This is a genomic window from Cellulomonas sp. KH9 (genome assembly GCF_900114185.1).
Taxonomy (GTDB): Bacteria; Actinomycetota; Actinomycetes; order Actinomycetales; family Cellulomonadaceae; genus Cellulomonas.
On record NZ_FOSE01000004.1, the window covers coordinates 285,508 to 300,863 of the forward strand.

Here is a 15,356-nt window from a genome sequence, read left to right on the forward strand (position 1 = left end):
GCCGCGTGGCGCAGCTGCGGCTGACCAGCCCCGTACCGGGCGTGGTGCGGGCGTTGACGGCCGTCCCCGACCCGGTGTTCGCGGAGCAGATGGTGGGGCCCGGGCTCGCGGTCGAGCCCGACCGCACGGGCCGGCAGGACGTGCTCGCGCCGTGCGACGGCGTCGTCGGCGCGCTGCACCCGCACGCCTTCGCGCTGGAGATCGAGGACGGTCGGGCGGTGCTGGTCCACGTCGGCATCGACACCGTCACCCTGGCGGGGCAGGGGTTCGAGCTGCACGTCGAGCGCGGCCGTCACGTGCGGGCGGGCGAGCGCGTGCTCACCTGGTCGCCCGTGGACGTGGCCGCGGCGGGCCTGTCGACGATGTGCCCCGTCGTGGCCCTGCAGGCGGACGCCGCCGACGTCACGCTCCTCGTCGCCGAGGGTGAGCGGGTCGAGGCCGGCCGCCCGGTGCTGGGGTGGACGGCCGGCTGACCGTCAGCCCGCCGGCGCCGGCGGGGGATCGCGGCGCTCGACCGCGTCGTGCACCGGGGTGTCGTGCGGATCCCGCGGCGGGGCGTCGGCCTGCTGTGCGTCGCCCTGCGGTGCGTCGCCCTGCGGCGTGCCGTCGGCCCGGTCCGCTGCCGGCCCCGGACCGTCGCTGCCGGCGGCCCCGCCGTCCGCGGTGTCGGCGCTGCTCGCCGCGCCGTCCTCCGCCGCCGCCGGGACCAGCCCGAGGCGCTCCTGGTGCGCCACCAGGGCGTCCCGCTGCCCGGCCAGCGGCATGCCCGCCGCCTCGAGCGCCTGCCGCACCGCGACGCGCAGGTGCCGGGCCACCTCCCACTGCATGGCCGGGGCGGTCCGGACGGACAGGCGCAGCCCGACGGCGTCGGCCGCGAGCTTCTCGGCGCCCGTGACCGTCGGCTCACCCTGGAGGTAGGCGCCGACCACGGGGTCCGCGGCGACGGTGCGCGCCGCCTGCGTGAGCAGCTGACGGGCCTCGTCGAGGTCGACGAAGTAGTCGACGTCGACCTCGACGACGGCCGTGCTGTAGCCCTGCGTCTTGTTGCCGACGCGCACCATCGAGCCGTTCGGGACGTACCAGAGCGTGCCGTCGTCGTCGCGGACCTTCGTGACCCGCAGCCCGACGGCCTCGACCGTGCCCGTCGCGGGGCCGACGTCCACGACGTCACCCACGCCGTACTGGTCCTCCAGCAGCATGAACAGGCCGGAGAAGAAGTCCTTGACCAGGCTCTGCGCACCGAAGCCGACCGCGACGCCCACGATCCCGGCCGACGCGATGAACGGGGCGAGGTTGACGCCGAGGTTGTCGAGCACGAGGAACACGGCGATCGACCACACGACGATCGACGCGGTCGAGCGCAGCACCGAGCCGACGGTCTGCGCGCGCTGGGCGCGCCGCGCGGTCGCCAGCGGGTTCGCCTTGAGCAGCACGGACCCGACCTCGGACCGGCCGAGCGGCCGCAGGACGCCGCGCTCGATGGCCGGCTCGCCCTCGGCCACGTGCCGCGCGATGCGGGAGATCCCGTGGCGCAGCACGAGCAGGACGATCGAGCTGATGACGACGATGAGCACGATGCGCAGCGGGACACCGATGAACCACTCGCCCCACTCCTTGGCCCAGGCGTCCCAGTCGATGCCGTCCGGCTTCAGGACGGGCGGGGGTGTCACGTCGTCGGTCGCGGCCGGTGGCGCGGTCAGCCGCGCGATCGTCAGCGCGCTCACCGAGCGGCCCCCAGCAGACCGGTGCGGTCGGCGACGAACTGCAGCTGCTCGGCCGACAGGCCGATGGTCCGGGACAGCGCGCGGGCGCCGTGGCCCACGCCGATCTCGCGGCGCACCAGGACGGGCCGGTCCGTCGGGTCGGACGTGGTGGCCGCCTGCAGCGCGGCGGCGAGCTTGCGGGCGTGCAGCGGGTCGACCCGGGAGTCGCCCTCGAAGACGGTGAACAGCACCGCGGGGTACGCGGTCCCGGCGACCACGCGGTGGTAGGGCGAGTACCCGAGCAGCCAGTCCAGCTCCTCGGGGACGTCGGCGTCGCCGTACTCCTCGGTCCAGGTCACGCCCAGGCCGAACCGCTGGTAGCGGACCATGTCGAGCAGGGGTGCCGAGCAGACGGCCGCCGCCCACAGGTCGGGGCGCTGCGTCACGGCCGCACCGACGAGCAGGCCGCCGTTCGAGCCGCCCCAGCAGGCCAGCGTTCCCGTGGTCGTCCACCCCTCGGCCACCAGGTGCTCGGCCACCGCGTGGAAGTCGTCGAAGACGTTCTGCTTGTTCCCGCGCATGCCCGCGCGGTGCCACTCCTCGCCCTCCTCGCCGCCGCCGCGCAGGTTCGCCACGACGTACACGCCGCCGGCCTCGACCCACGCGAGGGTCGTCGCGGAGTACGCCGGGTCCAGGCTGATCTGGAAGCCGCCGTACCCGTACAGGACGGTGGGCGCCGGGGCGAGCGGGCGCCCGTCGGCGTCCACGCGGTCCGCGCGCGCCAGCACGAACGCGCGCACGACGGTGCCGTCCGCCCGCGCGACCTCGATCTGCCGGCTGTGGACCGCCGGCACGTCGGGCAGGGCGCCCGGCGGGGCCGCCCACACGGCGACGTCACCGGTGCGCGCGTCGTACCGGTGCACGTGGGGCACGGTCACGTGGTCCGTGTACGCGAACCAGACCTCGGGACCCCCCTCGGGGCGGGTCACCAGGCCCGAGACCGAGCCGAGCCCGGGCAGCGGCACGTGCCCCGTGCGCCTACCCGTGCGGGGGTCGTGCCGCGTCACCTCGCTGACGGCGTGGCGCCGCCACGACGCGAGCAGGGCCGTCGGCTGCGCCGGGTCGCCGTCGTCGACGAACGCGACGTCCTCCAGGACCGCTACGTCGTCCTGCGGCAGGAGCGTCGTCCAGTGCTCCACCCCCGGGGTCGTCGGGTCCGTGACCGCGAGCCGGCCGCGCGGCGCGTCGAGGTCGGTGTGGACGTACAGCCGGCCGTCCCGGCCCACCCACGCGCCGACCTCGGCGTCGAGCCCGACAGCGACCTCGACGAAGATCGGGGCCTCGTGCGCGCCGGGCGCCGTGAGGTCCGCGATCCACACGTCCGTCCGCGGTGCCGTGCCCGCGGACGCCGACACGATCAGCCAGCGGCCGTCGCGGCTGACCTGCACGCCGTAGTAGCTGGTCAGGTCCAGGCCCGCACCGAAGACCTCGACGTCGAGGTCGGGGGAGGTCCCGACGCGGTGCAGCCAGACCCGGCGGTGGTACTGCTGCTCGTCGGCCGGGACCAGGTCCGGGGCGAGACGGCGCACGTAGTAGAACGCCTCGCCGCCGGGCAGCCAGGCGACGGGGGAGTAGCGGGCGCGCTCGATCGGACCGTCGACCGGCGCACCGGTCGCCACGTCGAGGACGTGCAGCACGCTCTCCTCGGTCCCGCCGTGGGAGACCTGGTACGCGAGCAGGTCGCCCTCCTTCGACGGCTGCCACGCGTCCAGGGTGGTGGTCCCGGCGGCGTCGAGCGCGAGCGGGTCGACGAGCACCCGCTCGGTCGGGGTGCCGTCGGCGCCCGGCTCGGCGACGACCACGACCGCGTGCTCCTGGTCGCCGGCGCGGCGCGTGGAGAACCGGCGCGCACCGCGCCACGCGGGCGCACCGACGGACCCCGCACCCAGCAGGGCGGCCAGCCGGTCGCGCAGCGTGGCGTCGGCGAACGGGGTGCCGGTCGCGGCGGCGGACACGCGCGTGCGGTACGCGGCGTACAGGTCGTCCTGCGCACGCGACCAGCGCGCGGTGCGCTCGTCGTCCGGGTCCTCCAGGACGCGGTACGGGTCGGCGACGCGGCGCCCGTGCAGGTCCTCGACGAGGTCCGTGCGCGGGGCGTCGGGGTAGGGGGCTGCGGGCGGGACGGGGCGCGCGGTGGCGCGCAGCGGCTCGGTCGTCACGGTGCCCCAGGCTACGTCGCGCCCGGCGGTCCTGCGGTGGGTCACTCGTCCGGCCGCGCGGCCCCCCGGGGCGCTGCACCGGGCGTGCTCTGGCAGGATCGAGGGGTGCCACACACCACCTTGCACGAGGACCTGTGGCGGCTCGCCGCCGCCTACGACGTCGTGCCGGCCTACCGCGGCCACGACGGGCACGACCACGAGGCGAGCGACGAGACCGTGATCCGCGTGCTCGCCGCCCTCGGGGTCGACGCGTCGACGCCCGAGCGGGTCGCGCTGGCGCTGGACCACGTCGAGAACATGCCGTGGCGGCGGGTGCTGCCGCCCGTGGTCGTGCTGCGGCAGGGCAGCTCCGTGAACGTCCCGGTGCACGTCACGCACGGCGACCCCGTCGAGGTGTGGCTGGAGCTCGACCCGGAGGTCGGCGGCGGCCGGCGCGAGGTCGTCCAGGTCGACGTGGTCGTCGAGCCGCGGCAGGTCGACGGGCGGCTCGTGGGCCGCGCGACGTTCGCCCTGCCCGACGACCTGCCGCTGGGCTGGCACGAGATCCGCGCGGAGGGCCCGTCCGCGCACGCGCACAGCCCCGTCGTCGTCACCCCGGAGCGCCTCGAGCTGCCCGAGCGGCTGCAGGACCGTGCCGTGTGGGGCGTCATGGCCCAGCTGTACTCGGTGCGCTCCCGGACGTCGTGGGGCGTGGGCGACCTCGCCGACCTCGCCGAGCTCGGCTGGCTGGCCGCGCACCGCTGGCACGCCGACTTCCTTCTGGTCAACCCGCTGCACGCCGCGGAGCCGGTCGAGCCGCTGACGCCCAGCCCGTACCTGCCGACGACCCGCCGGTTCGTCAACCCGCTGTACATCCGCGTGGAGGACGTCCGGGAGACGGCCTACCTGTCCGCGGCGGACCGCGCGCTCGTCGAGTGGGCCGCCGAGCCCGTGCTCGCGCTCGACGCCGACCCCGGCCCGATCGACCGTGACGCGGCCTGGGCGGCCAAGCGGGCCGCGCTCGAGGTCGTGTTCGCCCACCCGCGCTCGGCCGCCCGCCAGGCCGAGTTCGACGCGTTCGTCGAGGAGGAGGGCGAGGGGCTGCGCGAGTTCGCGCTGTGGTGCGCGCTCGTGGAGCGGTACGGCCCCGTGGCCGGCTGGTCGGACGACCTGCGCGACCCGCTGTCCGACGCCGTCGCGGCTGCCGCCGTCGAGCTGGCCGACCGTGTCGTGTTCTGGTCCTGGCTGCAGTGGGTGGCCGACGAGCAGCTCCAGCGGGCGCAGCGCGTCGTGCGCGAGGGCGGCATGGCGCTGGGGATCATGCACGACCTGGCCGTCGGGGTGCACCCCGAGGGCGCCGACGCGTGGGCGCTGCGCGACGTCCTGGCGACCGGGGCCTCGGTGGGCGCACCGCCGGACATGTACAACCAGCAGGGCCAGGACTGGTCGCAGCCGCCGTGGCACCCCGACGCCCTGGCCCGCGCCGCCTACCGGCCGTACCGGGACATGCTGCGCACGGTGCTGCGGCACGCCGGTGCCATCCGCATCGACCACGTGCTCGGGCTGTTCCGCCTGTGGTGGGTGCCCGTCGGCAACTCGCCGCGCGACGGTGCCTACGTGCGGTACGACCACGACGCGCTGGTCGGCATCCTGGCGCTCGAGGCGCACCGCGCCGGGGCCGTGGTGATCGGTGAGGACCTGGGCACCGTCGAGCCGTGGGTGAGCGACTACCTCTCGGAGCGCGGGATCCTCGGGACCTCGGTGCTGTGGTTCGAGCAGCAGCACGACGGCCGCCCGCGGCCGCCGGAGTCGTACCGCCGGCTCGCGCTGGCGACGGTCACGACGCACGACCTGCCGCCGACCGCCGGGTACCTCGCGGAGGAGCACGTGACCCTGCGCGACCGGCTGGGGCTGCTGTCGACCCCGGTCGAGCAGGTGCGGGCCGAGGCGGCTGCGGAGCGCGAGCGCATGATGAGCGCCTTGCGGGAGCGCGGGCTGCTGGGGCACGACCCGAGCGAGCGCGAGATCGTCGAGGCGCTGCACCGCTGGGTCGCCGCGACGCCCGCGGTGCTGCTGGGGGTGTCCCTGGCCGACGCGGTGGGCGAGCGGCGGGCGCAGAACCAGCCCGGCACGGACCGTGAGTACCCGAACTGGAAGGTGCCGCTGGCCGACGGGACGGGGCAGCTGGTGATGCTCGAGGACCTGTTCACCAACGCCCGCGCCCAGTCGCTGGCCGACGCGATGGGCGAGTGACGACGGACCTGCGCCGCGTGCGGGTGGTGGGGACCTCCGGGTCGGGCAAGACCACGTTCGCGCGGCGCCTCGCCCGGGCGCTCGGGGCACCGCACGTCGAGCTGGACGAGGTCTTCTGGGGGCCGGGCTGGGTCAAGCGTGACGTCGCGGAGGCGGTCGCGGACCTGCGCTCACGGACGGCGGGCCACGCCTGGGTGGTCGACGGCAACTGGGAGTCGCGGCTCGGTGACCTGCTCGACGGCGTGGACGCCGTGGTGTGGCTCGACCACCCGCGCCGCATCGTGATGTCGCGGGTGGTGCGGCGCACGCTGTGGCGGGGGCTCACCCGCCAGGAGCTGTGGCACGGCAACCGCGAGAGCCTGGCGAGCCTGCGGCACCGCGACCCGGACCAGAACATCGTGCTGTGGTCCTGGACGTCGTACCGGCGCGTCGCCGCGCGCTACGCCGCGCGCGCGGGGGACCCGCGGATGGTGCGCCTGCGAGGCCCGCGGCAGGCCGAGGCGTGGCTCCGGGCCGTGGAGCGCGGCGCAGGCCGCTGACCCGTCGGGTCCGCCCACCTCGCGTCCCGCCCCCCGCCCCCCGGACACGCCGACGGCCGGGCACCTGCGTGCCCGGCCGTCGGCGTCACGTCAGTCGCGTGCGCGGTCCGCCTGCTGCGCGGCGAGCGCACGACGCACGCCGTCGCGGGACTCGACCACGAGCCGCCGCAGCGCGGCGGGGGCGTCCGGGTGCCCGGCGAGCCACGCGTCGGTGGCGCCCAGCACGTCGACCCGCGGGTCGTCGGCGAGCGTCGTCGGGTACAGGCCGACGACGACGTTCTGGGCCATCTCGTTGGTCTTGTCCGCCCAGACCCGCTCGAGCTCGGCGAAGTACGGCTCGACCCACGGGACGAGCAGCGCCGTGTCGTGCACGCGCCCGAACCCGCTGATCGTCGCGGCCTGGAGGGCGTTCGGCAGGTCGTCGCCCGTCACGACCGCGGCCCACGCGTGCTCCTTGGCCTCGGCGGTCGGGACGGCGGCCCGTGCGGCCGCGGCGGCACGCTGCCCGGTGGCCGTGGCGTCGGCGGCCTGCTGCGCCGCGATGTCGGCGTCGCCCGCGCGGCCGCCGGCGACCAGGGCGGTGAGGAGCTCCCACCGCAGGTCGGTGTCGACCGACAGGCCGTCGAGCGTGCGCCGGCCGTCGAGCACCTCGGTGACGACGTCGAGCTGGGCGTCGGTGCGCGCCCGGGCGGCGAACGCCTTGAGGAGCTGCAGCTGCTGGTCCGAGCCGGCGGGTGCCGCCTCGGCGAGCGCGAGGAGCCGGTCGGCCGCCGCCGTGGCGGTGGCCTCGCGGTGCTCGGGCGCCACGTACAGGTCGAGCGCGGTCGTCAGCTGGCGCAGCAGCACGAGGATGACGGACGAGTCGGTCTCGTGCGCGATGTTGCCGAGGACGAGCTCGACGAAGTCGCGCGCCGAGGTCTCGCCGTCCCGGGTCGCGTCCCACGCCGCGCCCCACACCAGGGTCCGGGGCAGCGAGTCGGTGAACTTGTCCAGGTGCGCGACCGACGTCGCGAGCGACTGCGGGTCGAGGCGGACCTTGGCGTACGCGAGGTCGTCGTCGTTGACCAGCAGCAGCGCGGGCCGCCGGACCCCGACGAGCGCGGGCACCTCGGTGCGCGGTCCGTCGATGTCGAGCTCGACGTGCACGGTGCGCACCAGGCGCGCGTCGTCACCCTCGCCCTGCAGGTCGTACCCGCCGACCGCGAGGCGGTGCGGCCGCTGCACCGGGTGCTCCGCAGGGACCTCCTGCAGCACGGCGAACGACGTGATGACGCCGTCGGCGTCGACCTCGATCTCGGGGCGCAGCAGCGTGACGCCGGCCTGCTCCAGCCACAGCGCGGACCACGCCGACAGGTCGCGCCCGCTGGTGGCCTCGAGCTCGGTCAGCAGGTCACGCAGCTGGGTGTTGCCCCACGCGTGCTTGGCGAAGTAGGAGCGCACCCCCGCGAGGAACTCGTCCTGGCCGACCCACGCGACGAGCTGCTTGAGGACCGAGGCGCCCTTGGCGTACGTGATGCCGTCGAAGTTGACCTCGACGTCCTCCAGGTCGCGCATGTCCGCGACGATCGGGTGCGTCGAGGGCAGCTGGTCCTGCCGGTAGGCCCAGGACTTCTCGAGCGAGGAGAACGTCGTCCAGGCGCTCGTCCAGCGCGTCGCCTCCGCGGTCGCGAGCGTCGACGCGTACTCCGCGAACGACTCGTTCAGCCACAGGTCGTCCCACCAGCGCATGGTCACCAGGTCGCCGAACCACATGTGCGCGAGCTCGTGCAGGATCGTCACGGCGCGGCGCTCGACGGTCGCGTCGGGCACCTTCGACCGGAACACGTACGACTCGAGGAACGTGACGGCGCCCGCGTTCTCCATCGCCCCGGCGTTGAACTCGGGGACGAACAGCTGGTCGTACTTCGCGAACGGGTACGGGTGGCCGAACCGCTCCTCGTAGAACGCGAACCCGGCGCGCGTGATGTCGAGGATGTTGTCGGTGTCGAGGTGCTCGGCCAGCGAGGACCGGCAGTACACACCCAGCGGGATCGTGCGGCCGTCGCTGCTCGTCAGCTCGCCGTGCTCGCCGTGGTACGGGCCGGCGACGACCGCCGTGATGTACGACGAGATGGGCGGGGTCGTGTCGAACCGCCACGTGGCCGTGCCCTGGTCGCGCCCGCCGTTGAGGTTGCGGCCCCCCTCGACGCGCTGCGGCTCGCCCAGCTGCGGGTAGTTCGACACCACGGTCCAGTGCGCGGGCGCGGTCACGGTGAACGTGAACGTCGCCTTGAGGTCGGGCTGCTCGAAGACCGCGAACACGCGGCGCGAGTCGGCCACCTCGAACTGGCTGTACAGGTAGACCTCGTCGTCCACCGGGTCGACGAAGCGGTGCAGGCCCTCGCCGGTGTTCATGTACGCGCAGTCGGCGACGACGGTGAGCTCGTTCTCCTCCGCGAGGTCGTCGAGCGCGATCCGGGAGTCGGCCACGACGGCCGCGGGGTCCAGGCGGCGCCCGTTGAGCACGACCTCGTGCACCGTCGGCGCGATGAGGTCGATGAACGTGCTCGCTCCCGGCGTGGCGGAGAACCGGACCGTCGACCGTGACGCGAACGTCGTGGGGCTCGTCGTCAGGTCGAGCTCGACGTCGTACGCGTGGGTGCGGACGAGCGCGGCGCGCTCGGCCGCCTCGGCACGGGTGAGGTTCTCTCCGGGCACGGGTTCTCCGATCGTCCAGCGGCGGTGGCCACGGTGGGTGAGCGGCGGCCTTGCCGGTCGGCGGCGACGAGGTCGTGGTCGGCCGGGGCGCAGGCCCGCCGGTGTCGCACGTGCGCGACCCGACGATCATGCCACGCTGGCCAGGGGCGACGGTGGAGCCCCGGGATGTGCGTCGGCACCCCGGAACGTGCACACTCGGGCACGACCGTCAGCGAGAGGAGCTCGGTGTGCCCGTCGTGGACTTCTGGTTCGACCCCGCCTGCCCGTGGGCGTGGATGACCTCACGCTGGATGGACGAGGCCGCGCGCGTGCGCGACGTGGACGTGCGGTGGCACGTGATGAGCCTGTCGGTGCTCAACGAGGGCCGTGACCTGCCCGAGCGCTACCTCGAGCTCATGGCGGACTCGTGGGGGCCCGTGCGGGTGCTCGTCGCCGCGGCGCGGGACCACGGCGACGAGGTCCTCAAGCCGCTGTACGACGCCATGGGCAGCCGCCGCCACCCGGGCGGGCGCACGGACACCGCAGCGATCGTCGCGGAGTCGCTCGCCGAGGTCGGCCTGCCGGCGGCGCTGGCGGACGTGGCCGCCACCGACGAGGTCGACGACCTGCTGCGGGCGTCCCACCAGCGCGCCATGGACCTGGTCGGCGACGAGGTCGGCACCCCGGTCGTCGCCATCGACGGGGTCGGCTTCTTCGGTCCCGTCATCACCCCTGCGCCCCGGGGCGAGGCCGCGGGGCGGCTGCTCGACGGTCTCGCGCTCATGACCTCGGTGCCGGGCTTCTACGAGCTCAAGCGCACGCGCACCCAGGGCCCGGTCTTCGACGACCCGGCGCCCGCGCAGGCGTGAGCGGCGCCGGGCCGCTGCGGGGCCTGAGCCGCGGCGTGCAGGTGTTCCTGCTGGTCGACGTCCTGCTGGTGGTCCTGCTCGTGGTGCTCCTGGTCGCGCTGCCCCGGGGTGGCGCGGCGCGGCAGCCCGCGGCCGCGACGCCGACCCCCACCGCGACGGCGGACGCCGGGGACGACGACGGGGTGGGGTCCGCCGAGTCGGTCACCTTCGACCTGCCCAGCGGCAACATCGCCTGCGAGATGAGCCCCGAGGGCGTCGTGTGCACGATCGGCAGCTTCACGTACGCCGCGCCGCGGGTCACGGGGTGCGACGCGCCGACCGGTCACGTCGTGCGCCTCGACGCCGAGGGCTTCCGGTTCGTGTGCGAGGACGACGGCGTGCCGGAGCTGCCGCGGGACCGTGCGGAGCTCGCGTACGGCGCGCAGCAGACCCAGGGCGGGTACACGTGCGCCTCGGGTACGGACGGGGTGACCTGCACCGACGCGGCGGGCATCGGGTTCCGGCTGGCACGGGCGCAGTGGACCGCGCTGCCCTGAGCCGCCCCTGAGACACCCGCGGGGGCGGCGGTGCGGTGCCGGGGCACGTGCGGCCCGGGTCGACCGGGCCGCACGTCCCTGCGTCACCAGATCCGGACGCGGTCCGCGGGGTCCAGCCACAGCGCGTCGGACGGCTGCACGTCGAACGCCGTGTAGAACTCGTCGATGTTGCGGACGACGCCGTTGCAGCGGAACTCGTCCGGTGCGTGCGGGTCCACCGCGAGCCGGCGGATGACCTCCTCGTCGCGGCCCTTGGTCCGCCACGAGTGGGCCCACCCGATGAACAGGCGCTGCAGGCCCGTGAACCCGTCGATCACGGGTGCCTCCGACACCGGCCGGCCGAGCGCGATGCCGTAGGCGCGGACCGCGATCGCCAGGCCCCCGAGGTCGCCGATGTTCTCGCCGATCGTCAGCTCGCCGTTGACGTGGTGGCTGCCGTGGAGCTGGCGCGGGGAGTACTGCGCGTACTGGTCGACCAGGGACTTGGTGCGGCGCTCGAACTCCGCGCGGTCGTCGGCGGTCCACCAGTCCAGCAACCGCCCGTCGCCGTCGTACTTCGAGCCCTGGTCGTCGAACCCGTGACCGATCTCGTGGCCGATGATCGCGCCGATGCCGCCGTAGTTGACGGCGTCGTCCGCGTCGGCGTCGAAGAACGGGGGCTGCAGGATCGCCGCCGGGAAGACGATCTCGTTCATGCCCGGGTTGTAGTACGCGTTCACCGTCTGCGGCGTCATGAACCACTCGTCGCGGTCGATGGGCCGGCCGATCTTGTGCAGCTCGCGGTCCAGCTCGAACGCGTGCGAGCGGCGCACGTTGCCCACCAGGTCGTCCGCGCGCACGACGAGCGCCGAGTAGTCCCGCCACCGTGCGGGGTAGCCGATCTTCGGCGTGAACCGGTCGAGCTTGTCGAGGGCCCGCTGCCGGGTCTCCTCACCCATCCACTCCAGCGACGTGATCGACTCGCGGTACGCCTCGACCAGGTGGGCGACCAGCGTGTCCATGCGGTCCTTGTGCGACGGCGGGAAGTGCCGCTCGACGTACACCTTGCCGACCGCCTCGCCCAGCGCGCCCTGCACCAGGGAGACGCCGCGCTTCCAGCGCTCGCGCACCTCCGGCGCACCCGAGAGCGTGCGGCCGTAGAAGTCGAAGTTCGCCTCGACGGCCTCCTCGGTGAGGTAGGGCGCACGGGACGAGACGACGTGGTACGTCGCCCACGCCTGCCAGTCCGCGAGGGGGACCTCGGCCCACAGCGCGGCCAGGCCCTCGGCGAACGACGGCTCGCGGACGACGAGCCGGTCCAGCGCGCCGGCGGGCGCGCCCAGCGCCTCGGCCCACGCGCGCCAGTCGAAGCCGGGTGCACGCTGCGCCAGCTCCTCCAGCGTCAGGGCGTTGTAGGTGAGCTCGGCGTCACGGTCCTGCACCACGTCCCAGTGGTGCGCCGCGATCCGGGTCTCGAGGGCCACGACGCGTGCCGCCAGGTCGTCCGGGTCGCCCGCGGCGACCACGGCGGAGACGGGTGCCGCCAGCCGCAGCATGCGCGCGACGTGCGGCAGGTACTTCTCGCGCACGGCCGCGTGCTGCTCCTCGCGGTAGTACGCCTCGTCGGGGAGCCCCAGGCCGCCCTGCACCAGGTGCACGACGTACGTGTCGGGGTCCTTCGCGTCGTTGTCGACGTACAGGTCGACCAGCGAGGCGCCGCCGGTGCGCTGCAGCGTGCCCAGCGCGACGGTGAGCTCGGCGGTCCCGGTCGCACCGTCGACGAGGGCGAGGTCCTCCCGCAGCGGCTCGACGCCCGCGGCCTCCACGGCGTCCGCGTCCATGAAGCTCGAGTACAGGGCGCCGATCTTCGCCTCGACGCCGCCCGTGTCGCCCGCACCGTCCGCCGCGTCGGTGATGATGTCGAGCACCTGCCGCTCGGCCTCGTCGTACAGGGCCCGGAAGGGGCCGTCCATCGCGCGGTCGGGCGGGATCACGTGGGCCGCGGCCCACCGGCCGTTCACGTACTCGTCGAGGTCGTCCTGGGGTCGGACGGCCGGGTCGAGGTCGTCCAGGGGGAGTCCGCTGCGCGTCATGCGGGACAGCCTACGAACTCCCGGTGACGTCAGCGGGTGCCACGCTGCGGCAGGATGAGCACATGCGCATCCACGTCGCCGCCGACCATGCCGGGTACGAGCTGAAGGTCGCGCTCGTCGAGCACCTGCGGGCCGCCGACCACGAGGTCGTCGACCACGGGGCCTTCGAGTACGACGCCCTGGACGACTACCCGTCGTTCTGCTTCGCCGCGGGGGAGGCCGTCGTGGCCGACCCGGGCTCCCTGGGCGTCGTCATCGGGGGCTCGGGCAACGGCGAGCAGATCGCCGCCAACAAGGTGACCGGTGTGCGGGCCGCGCTCGCGTGGAACGCGGACACCGCGCGCCTGGGCCGCCAGCACAACGACGCCAACGTCGTGGCGATCGGCGCCCGGCAGCACTCCGTCGACGAGGCGATCGAGCTCGTCGACCTGTTCGTCGCCGAGCCGTTCAGCGGCGACCCGCGTCACCAGCGCCGGATCGACCAGCTCGCGGCCTACGAGGCGTCGCGCGCCTGACCCCGCGCGGTACCGCGCACGTCCCGGAGCCCCGGGCCGGCGGCGGGGCAGGACGTGACGTCCTGCCCCGCCCCGCTCACCCGGCGACCGGTGCCCGGACGCCCGGGCAGGCGTCGTCGGCGCCGTCGCGGAAGCACCCGACGAGGTGGCCCGGTGCCACCTCGACGAGCCCGAGGTCGTGGGCGTCGGCACCGTCGACCCGTGCGTGGTACAGGCACTCGTCGCCGAGCGCGGCGGACCGCCTCTCCTCCTCGGCTTCGACGTCCTCCCAGCGGCGGTCGAGCTGCGGCACCGACGCGAGCAGCGTGCGCGTGTACGGGTGCCGGGGGTCCGCGAACACGGCCGCCGTCGGGCCCCGCTCGACGACCCGGCCCTGGTGCAGGATCACCACCTTGTCGCTCACGTAGTTGCCGAGCGAGAGGTCGTGCGTGACGAACAGGATGCCCAGGCCGCGGGCCTTGAGGTCCCCGAGCAGGTTGAGCACGTCGATGCGGGTCGACGCGTCGAGCATCGAGATGATCTCGTCGGCGACCAGCAGCCGCAGGTCGAGCAGCAGCGCGCGGGCCACCAGCAGGCGCTGGAGCTGGCCGCCCGAGAGCTGGTGCGGGAACTTGCCCAGCACCTCGCCCGGCACCAGGCCCACGGAGTGCACCGCATCGGCCACGCGCTCGTCCCACGCCGCCCCGGTGTCCTGGGGGAAGTACGAGCGGCGGAGCGTCTCGAACGTGCGGTCGACCTTGAAGATCGGGTTGTACGACGAGAACGGGTCCTGGAAGACGCCCTGCGCGTGGCGGTAGTAGTCCCGCAGACCCCGGTGGCGCAGCGACACGACGTCCGTGCCGTCGAACCTGATGGATCCCGACGTGGCGTTCGCCAGCCGCAGCACCATCCGGCCGATCGTGGACTTGCCGGACCCGGACTCGCCGATGAGGGAGACGACCTCGCCCGGCTGGACGTCGAACGAGACGCCGCGCACGGCGTGCACCGTGCCGGTGCCGAACGTGCCGACCCGGTAGACCTTGTGGACGTCGACGAGCTCGAGCATCACGCCACCGCCCAGCACGCGACCTGGTGACCGGGCGCCACCTCGAGGAACGGGGGCTGCTCCTCGCACCTCGGCATCGCCAGCGGGCAGCGGTCACGGAACCGGCAGCCGCCCGGCGGGTCCAGCAGCGAGGGTGGGCGCCCGACGATCCCGGTCAGGCGCCGGTCGTCGTACCGTTCGCCGACCTTCGGCAGCGCCCCGACCAGCATCTTCGTGTACGGGTGCAGGGGCTGGTCGATCACGGTGGTCGCCGACGCCTTCTCCGCCAGGCGGCCCGCGTACATCACGAGGATGGTGTCGGCCATCTGGTAGAGCACCGAGATGTCGTGCGTCACCACGACGACCGACCGCACGAACTCCCGGTCCCGGAACTCCACGAGCGCGCGGGCCACCGCCTTCTGGCTGGTCACGTCAAGCGCGGAGGTGACCTCGTCGCCGATGAGCAGCGACGGGTCGAGCAGCGTCGCCAGCACCAGCACGACCCGCTGCTTCATGCCGCCGGACAGCTCGATGGGGTACCGGCCGAGGACCTCCTCGTCCAGCCCGACGAGCCGCAGGCGACGCTCCAGCTCGGGCCGCACGTCCTCGTACGCCACCCCCTTGGCGGTGACGAGCTCGCGGATCATCCGCCCGATCTTGCGCGTCGGGTTCATCGCCGACATCGCGTACTGGGGGATCAGCGAGATCCTCCGGTACCGGTAGGGGTCCATCGCGCGGTCGTCGGCGATCGGCAGCTTCTCGCCGTCGAGCGTCACCGTGCCACGCACGTGCTTCATCCGGTTCTCGAGCCGGATCAGCGCCTTGCCGAGCGTCGTCTTGCCGCAGCCCGACTCGCCGGCCACGCCCATGATCTCGCCGTCGGCGATCTCGAACGTCACGCCGTCGAGGGCCTGCACGTCGCCGCGCGTCGTGCGGTAGTGCACCGCCAGGTCGTCCACCCGCAGGCTCAT

At 74.4% G+C, this 15,356-nt stretch carries 12 protein-coding genes; 6 read left to right on the forward strand and 6 right to left on the reverse strand.

Translation table 11 applies throughout. From position 1 onward, the window contains the following. Positions 1–5: 5 nt before the first annotated feature. Positions 6–473, forward strand: a complete 468-nt coding sequence (locus BMZ16_RS14290) for a PTS sugar transporter subunit IIA (RefSeq protein ID WP_089801630.1) — start codon at positions 6–8, stop codon at positions 471–473. 3 nt (positions 474–476) lie between these two features. Here the strand turns inward: BMZ16_RS14290 and BMZ16_RS14295 are convergent, their stop codons facing one another. Together BMZ16_RS14295 and BMZ16_RS14300 are read right to left on the reverse strand one after the other, a co-directional pair. Next, complete coding sequence (locus tag BMZ16_RS14295) at positions 477–1,724, reverse strand: mechanosensitive ion channel family protein (RefSeq protein ID WP_255366682.1); 1,248 nt, start codon at positions 1,722–1,724, stop codon at positions 477–479. Beyond that, entirely contained in the window at positions 1,721–3,922 is a 2,202-nt protein-coding gene (locus BMZ16_RS14300) for a prolyl oligopeptidase family serine peptidase (RefSeq protein WP_255366684.1), read from the reverse strand. Before BMZ16_RS14300 ends, BMZ16_RS14295 begins: the two co-directional genes overlap by 4 nt. A 105-nt stretch (positions 3,923–4,027) precedes the next feature. Here BMZ16_RS14300 and malQ point away from each other — a divergent pair, with 105 nt between their 5' ends. Together malQ and BMZ16_RS14310 are read left to right on the forward strand one after the other, a co-directional pair. Then, on the forward strand, positions 4,028–6,154 hold the full coding sequence (gene malQ / locus BMZ16_RS14305) for a 4-alpha-glucanotransferase (RefSeq protein ID WP_089801632.1): 2,127 nt from the start codon (positions 4,028–4,030) through the stop codon (positions 6,152–6,154). After that, the gene (locus BMZ16_RS14310; protein WP_218143368.1) at positions 6,151–6,693 is read left to right on the forward strand and encodes a P-loop NTPase family protein; all 543 of its coding nucleotides are present in this window, start codon (positions 6,151–6,153) and stop codon (positions 6,691–6,693) included. The genes malQ and BMZ16_RS14310 overlap by 4 nt, the downstream gene beginning before the upstream one ends. 90 nt (positions 6,694–6,783) lie before the next feature. Here the strand turns inward: BMZ16_RS14310 and pepN are convergent, their stop codons facing one another. After that, positions 6,784–9,390: an aminopeptidase N gene (gene pepN, locus BMZ16_RS14315; RefSeq protein ID WP_089801634.1), complete on the reverse strand. Its 2,607-nt coding sequence runs from the start codon at positions 9,388–9,390 to the stop codon at positions 6,784–6,786. Positions 9,391–9,617: 227 nt separating this feature from the next. On the opposite strand from pepN, the gene BMZ16_RS14320 reads away from it, so the two are divergent. Beyond that, positions 9,618–10,238, forward strand: a complete 621-nt coding sequence (locus tag BMZ16_RS14320; protein WP_255366685.1) for a mycothiol-dependent nitroreductase Rv2466c family protein — start codon at positions 9,618–9,620, stop codon at positions 10,236–10,238. After that, a complete protein-coding gene (locus BMZ16_RS14325; protein WP_255366690.1) occupies positions 10,235–10,774 on the forward strand; it encodes a hypothetical protein in 540 nt (179 codons plus the stop codon). Before BMZ16_RS14320 ends, BMZ16_RS14325 begins: the two co-directional genes overlap by 4 nt. An 83-nt stretch (positions 10,775–10,857) precedes the next feature. On the opposite strand, the gene BMZ16_RS14330 is transcribed toward BMZ16_RS14325, so the two are convergent. Further along, positions 10,858–12,846, reverse strand: a complete 1,989-nt coding sequence (locus BMZ16_RS14330) for a M13 family metallopeptidase (protein ID WP_089801636.1) — start codon at positions 12,844–12,846, stop codon at positions 10,858–10,860. Positions 12,847–12,908: 62 nt separating this feature from the next. Between BMZ16_RS14330 and BMZ16_RS14335 the strand changes: the two genes are divergently transcribed. Next, the gene (locus BMZ16_RS14335; protein WP_089801638.1) at positions 12,909–13,361 is read left to right on the forward strand and encodes a ribose-5-phosphate isomerase; all 453 of its coding nucleotides are present in this window, start codon (positions 12,909–12,911) and stop codon (positions 13,359–13,361) included. Between the two features lie 76 nt (positions 13,362–13,437). On the opposite strand, the gene BMZ16_RS14340 is transcribed toward BMZ16_RS14335, so the two are convergent. Then, a complete protein-coding gene (locus tag BMZ16_RS14340) occupies positions 13,438–14,406 on the reverse strand; it encodes an oligopeptide/dipeptide ABC transporter ATP-binding protein (protein WP_089802132.1) in 969 nt (322 codons plus the stop codon). Further along, positions 14,406–15,356 carry an ABC transporter ATP-binding protein gene (locus BMZ16_RS14345; protein WP_089801640.1) on the reverse strand — a complete coding sequence of 317 codons (951 nt, stop codon included), beginning with the start codon at positions 15,354–15,356 and terminating at the stop codon, positions 14,406–14,408. The genes BMZ16_RS14340 and BMZ16_RS14345 overlap by 1 nt, the downstream gene beginning before the upstream one ends.

What these genes read in the sequence shown, in the direction of transcription:
- BMZ16_RS14345 (WP_089801640.1), bottom strand. Translation starts at nt 15,356, where the DNA reads ATGAGCCTGCGGGTGGACGACCTGGCGGTGCACTACCGCACGACGCGC.
- BMZ16_RS14330 (WP_089801636.1), bottom strand. Translation starts at nt 12,846, where the DNA reads ATGACGCGCAGCGGACTCCCCCTGGACGACCTCGACCCGGCCGTCCGA.
- BMZ16_RS14340 (WP_089802132.1), bottom strand. Translation starts at nt 14,406, where the DNA reads ATGCTCGAGCTCGTCGACGTCCACAAGGTCTACCGGGTCGGCACGTTC.
- BMZ16_RS14335 (WP_089801638.1), top strand. Translation starts at nt 12,909, where the DNA reads ATGCGCATCCACGTCGCCGCCGACCATGCCGGGTACGAGCTGAAGGTC.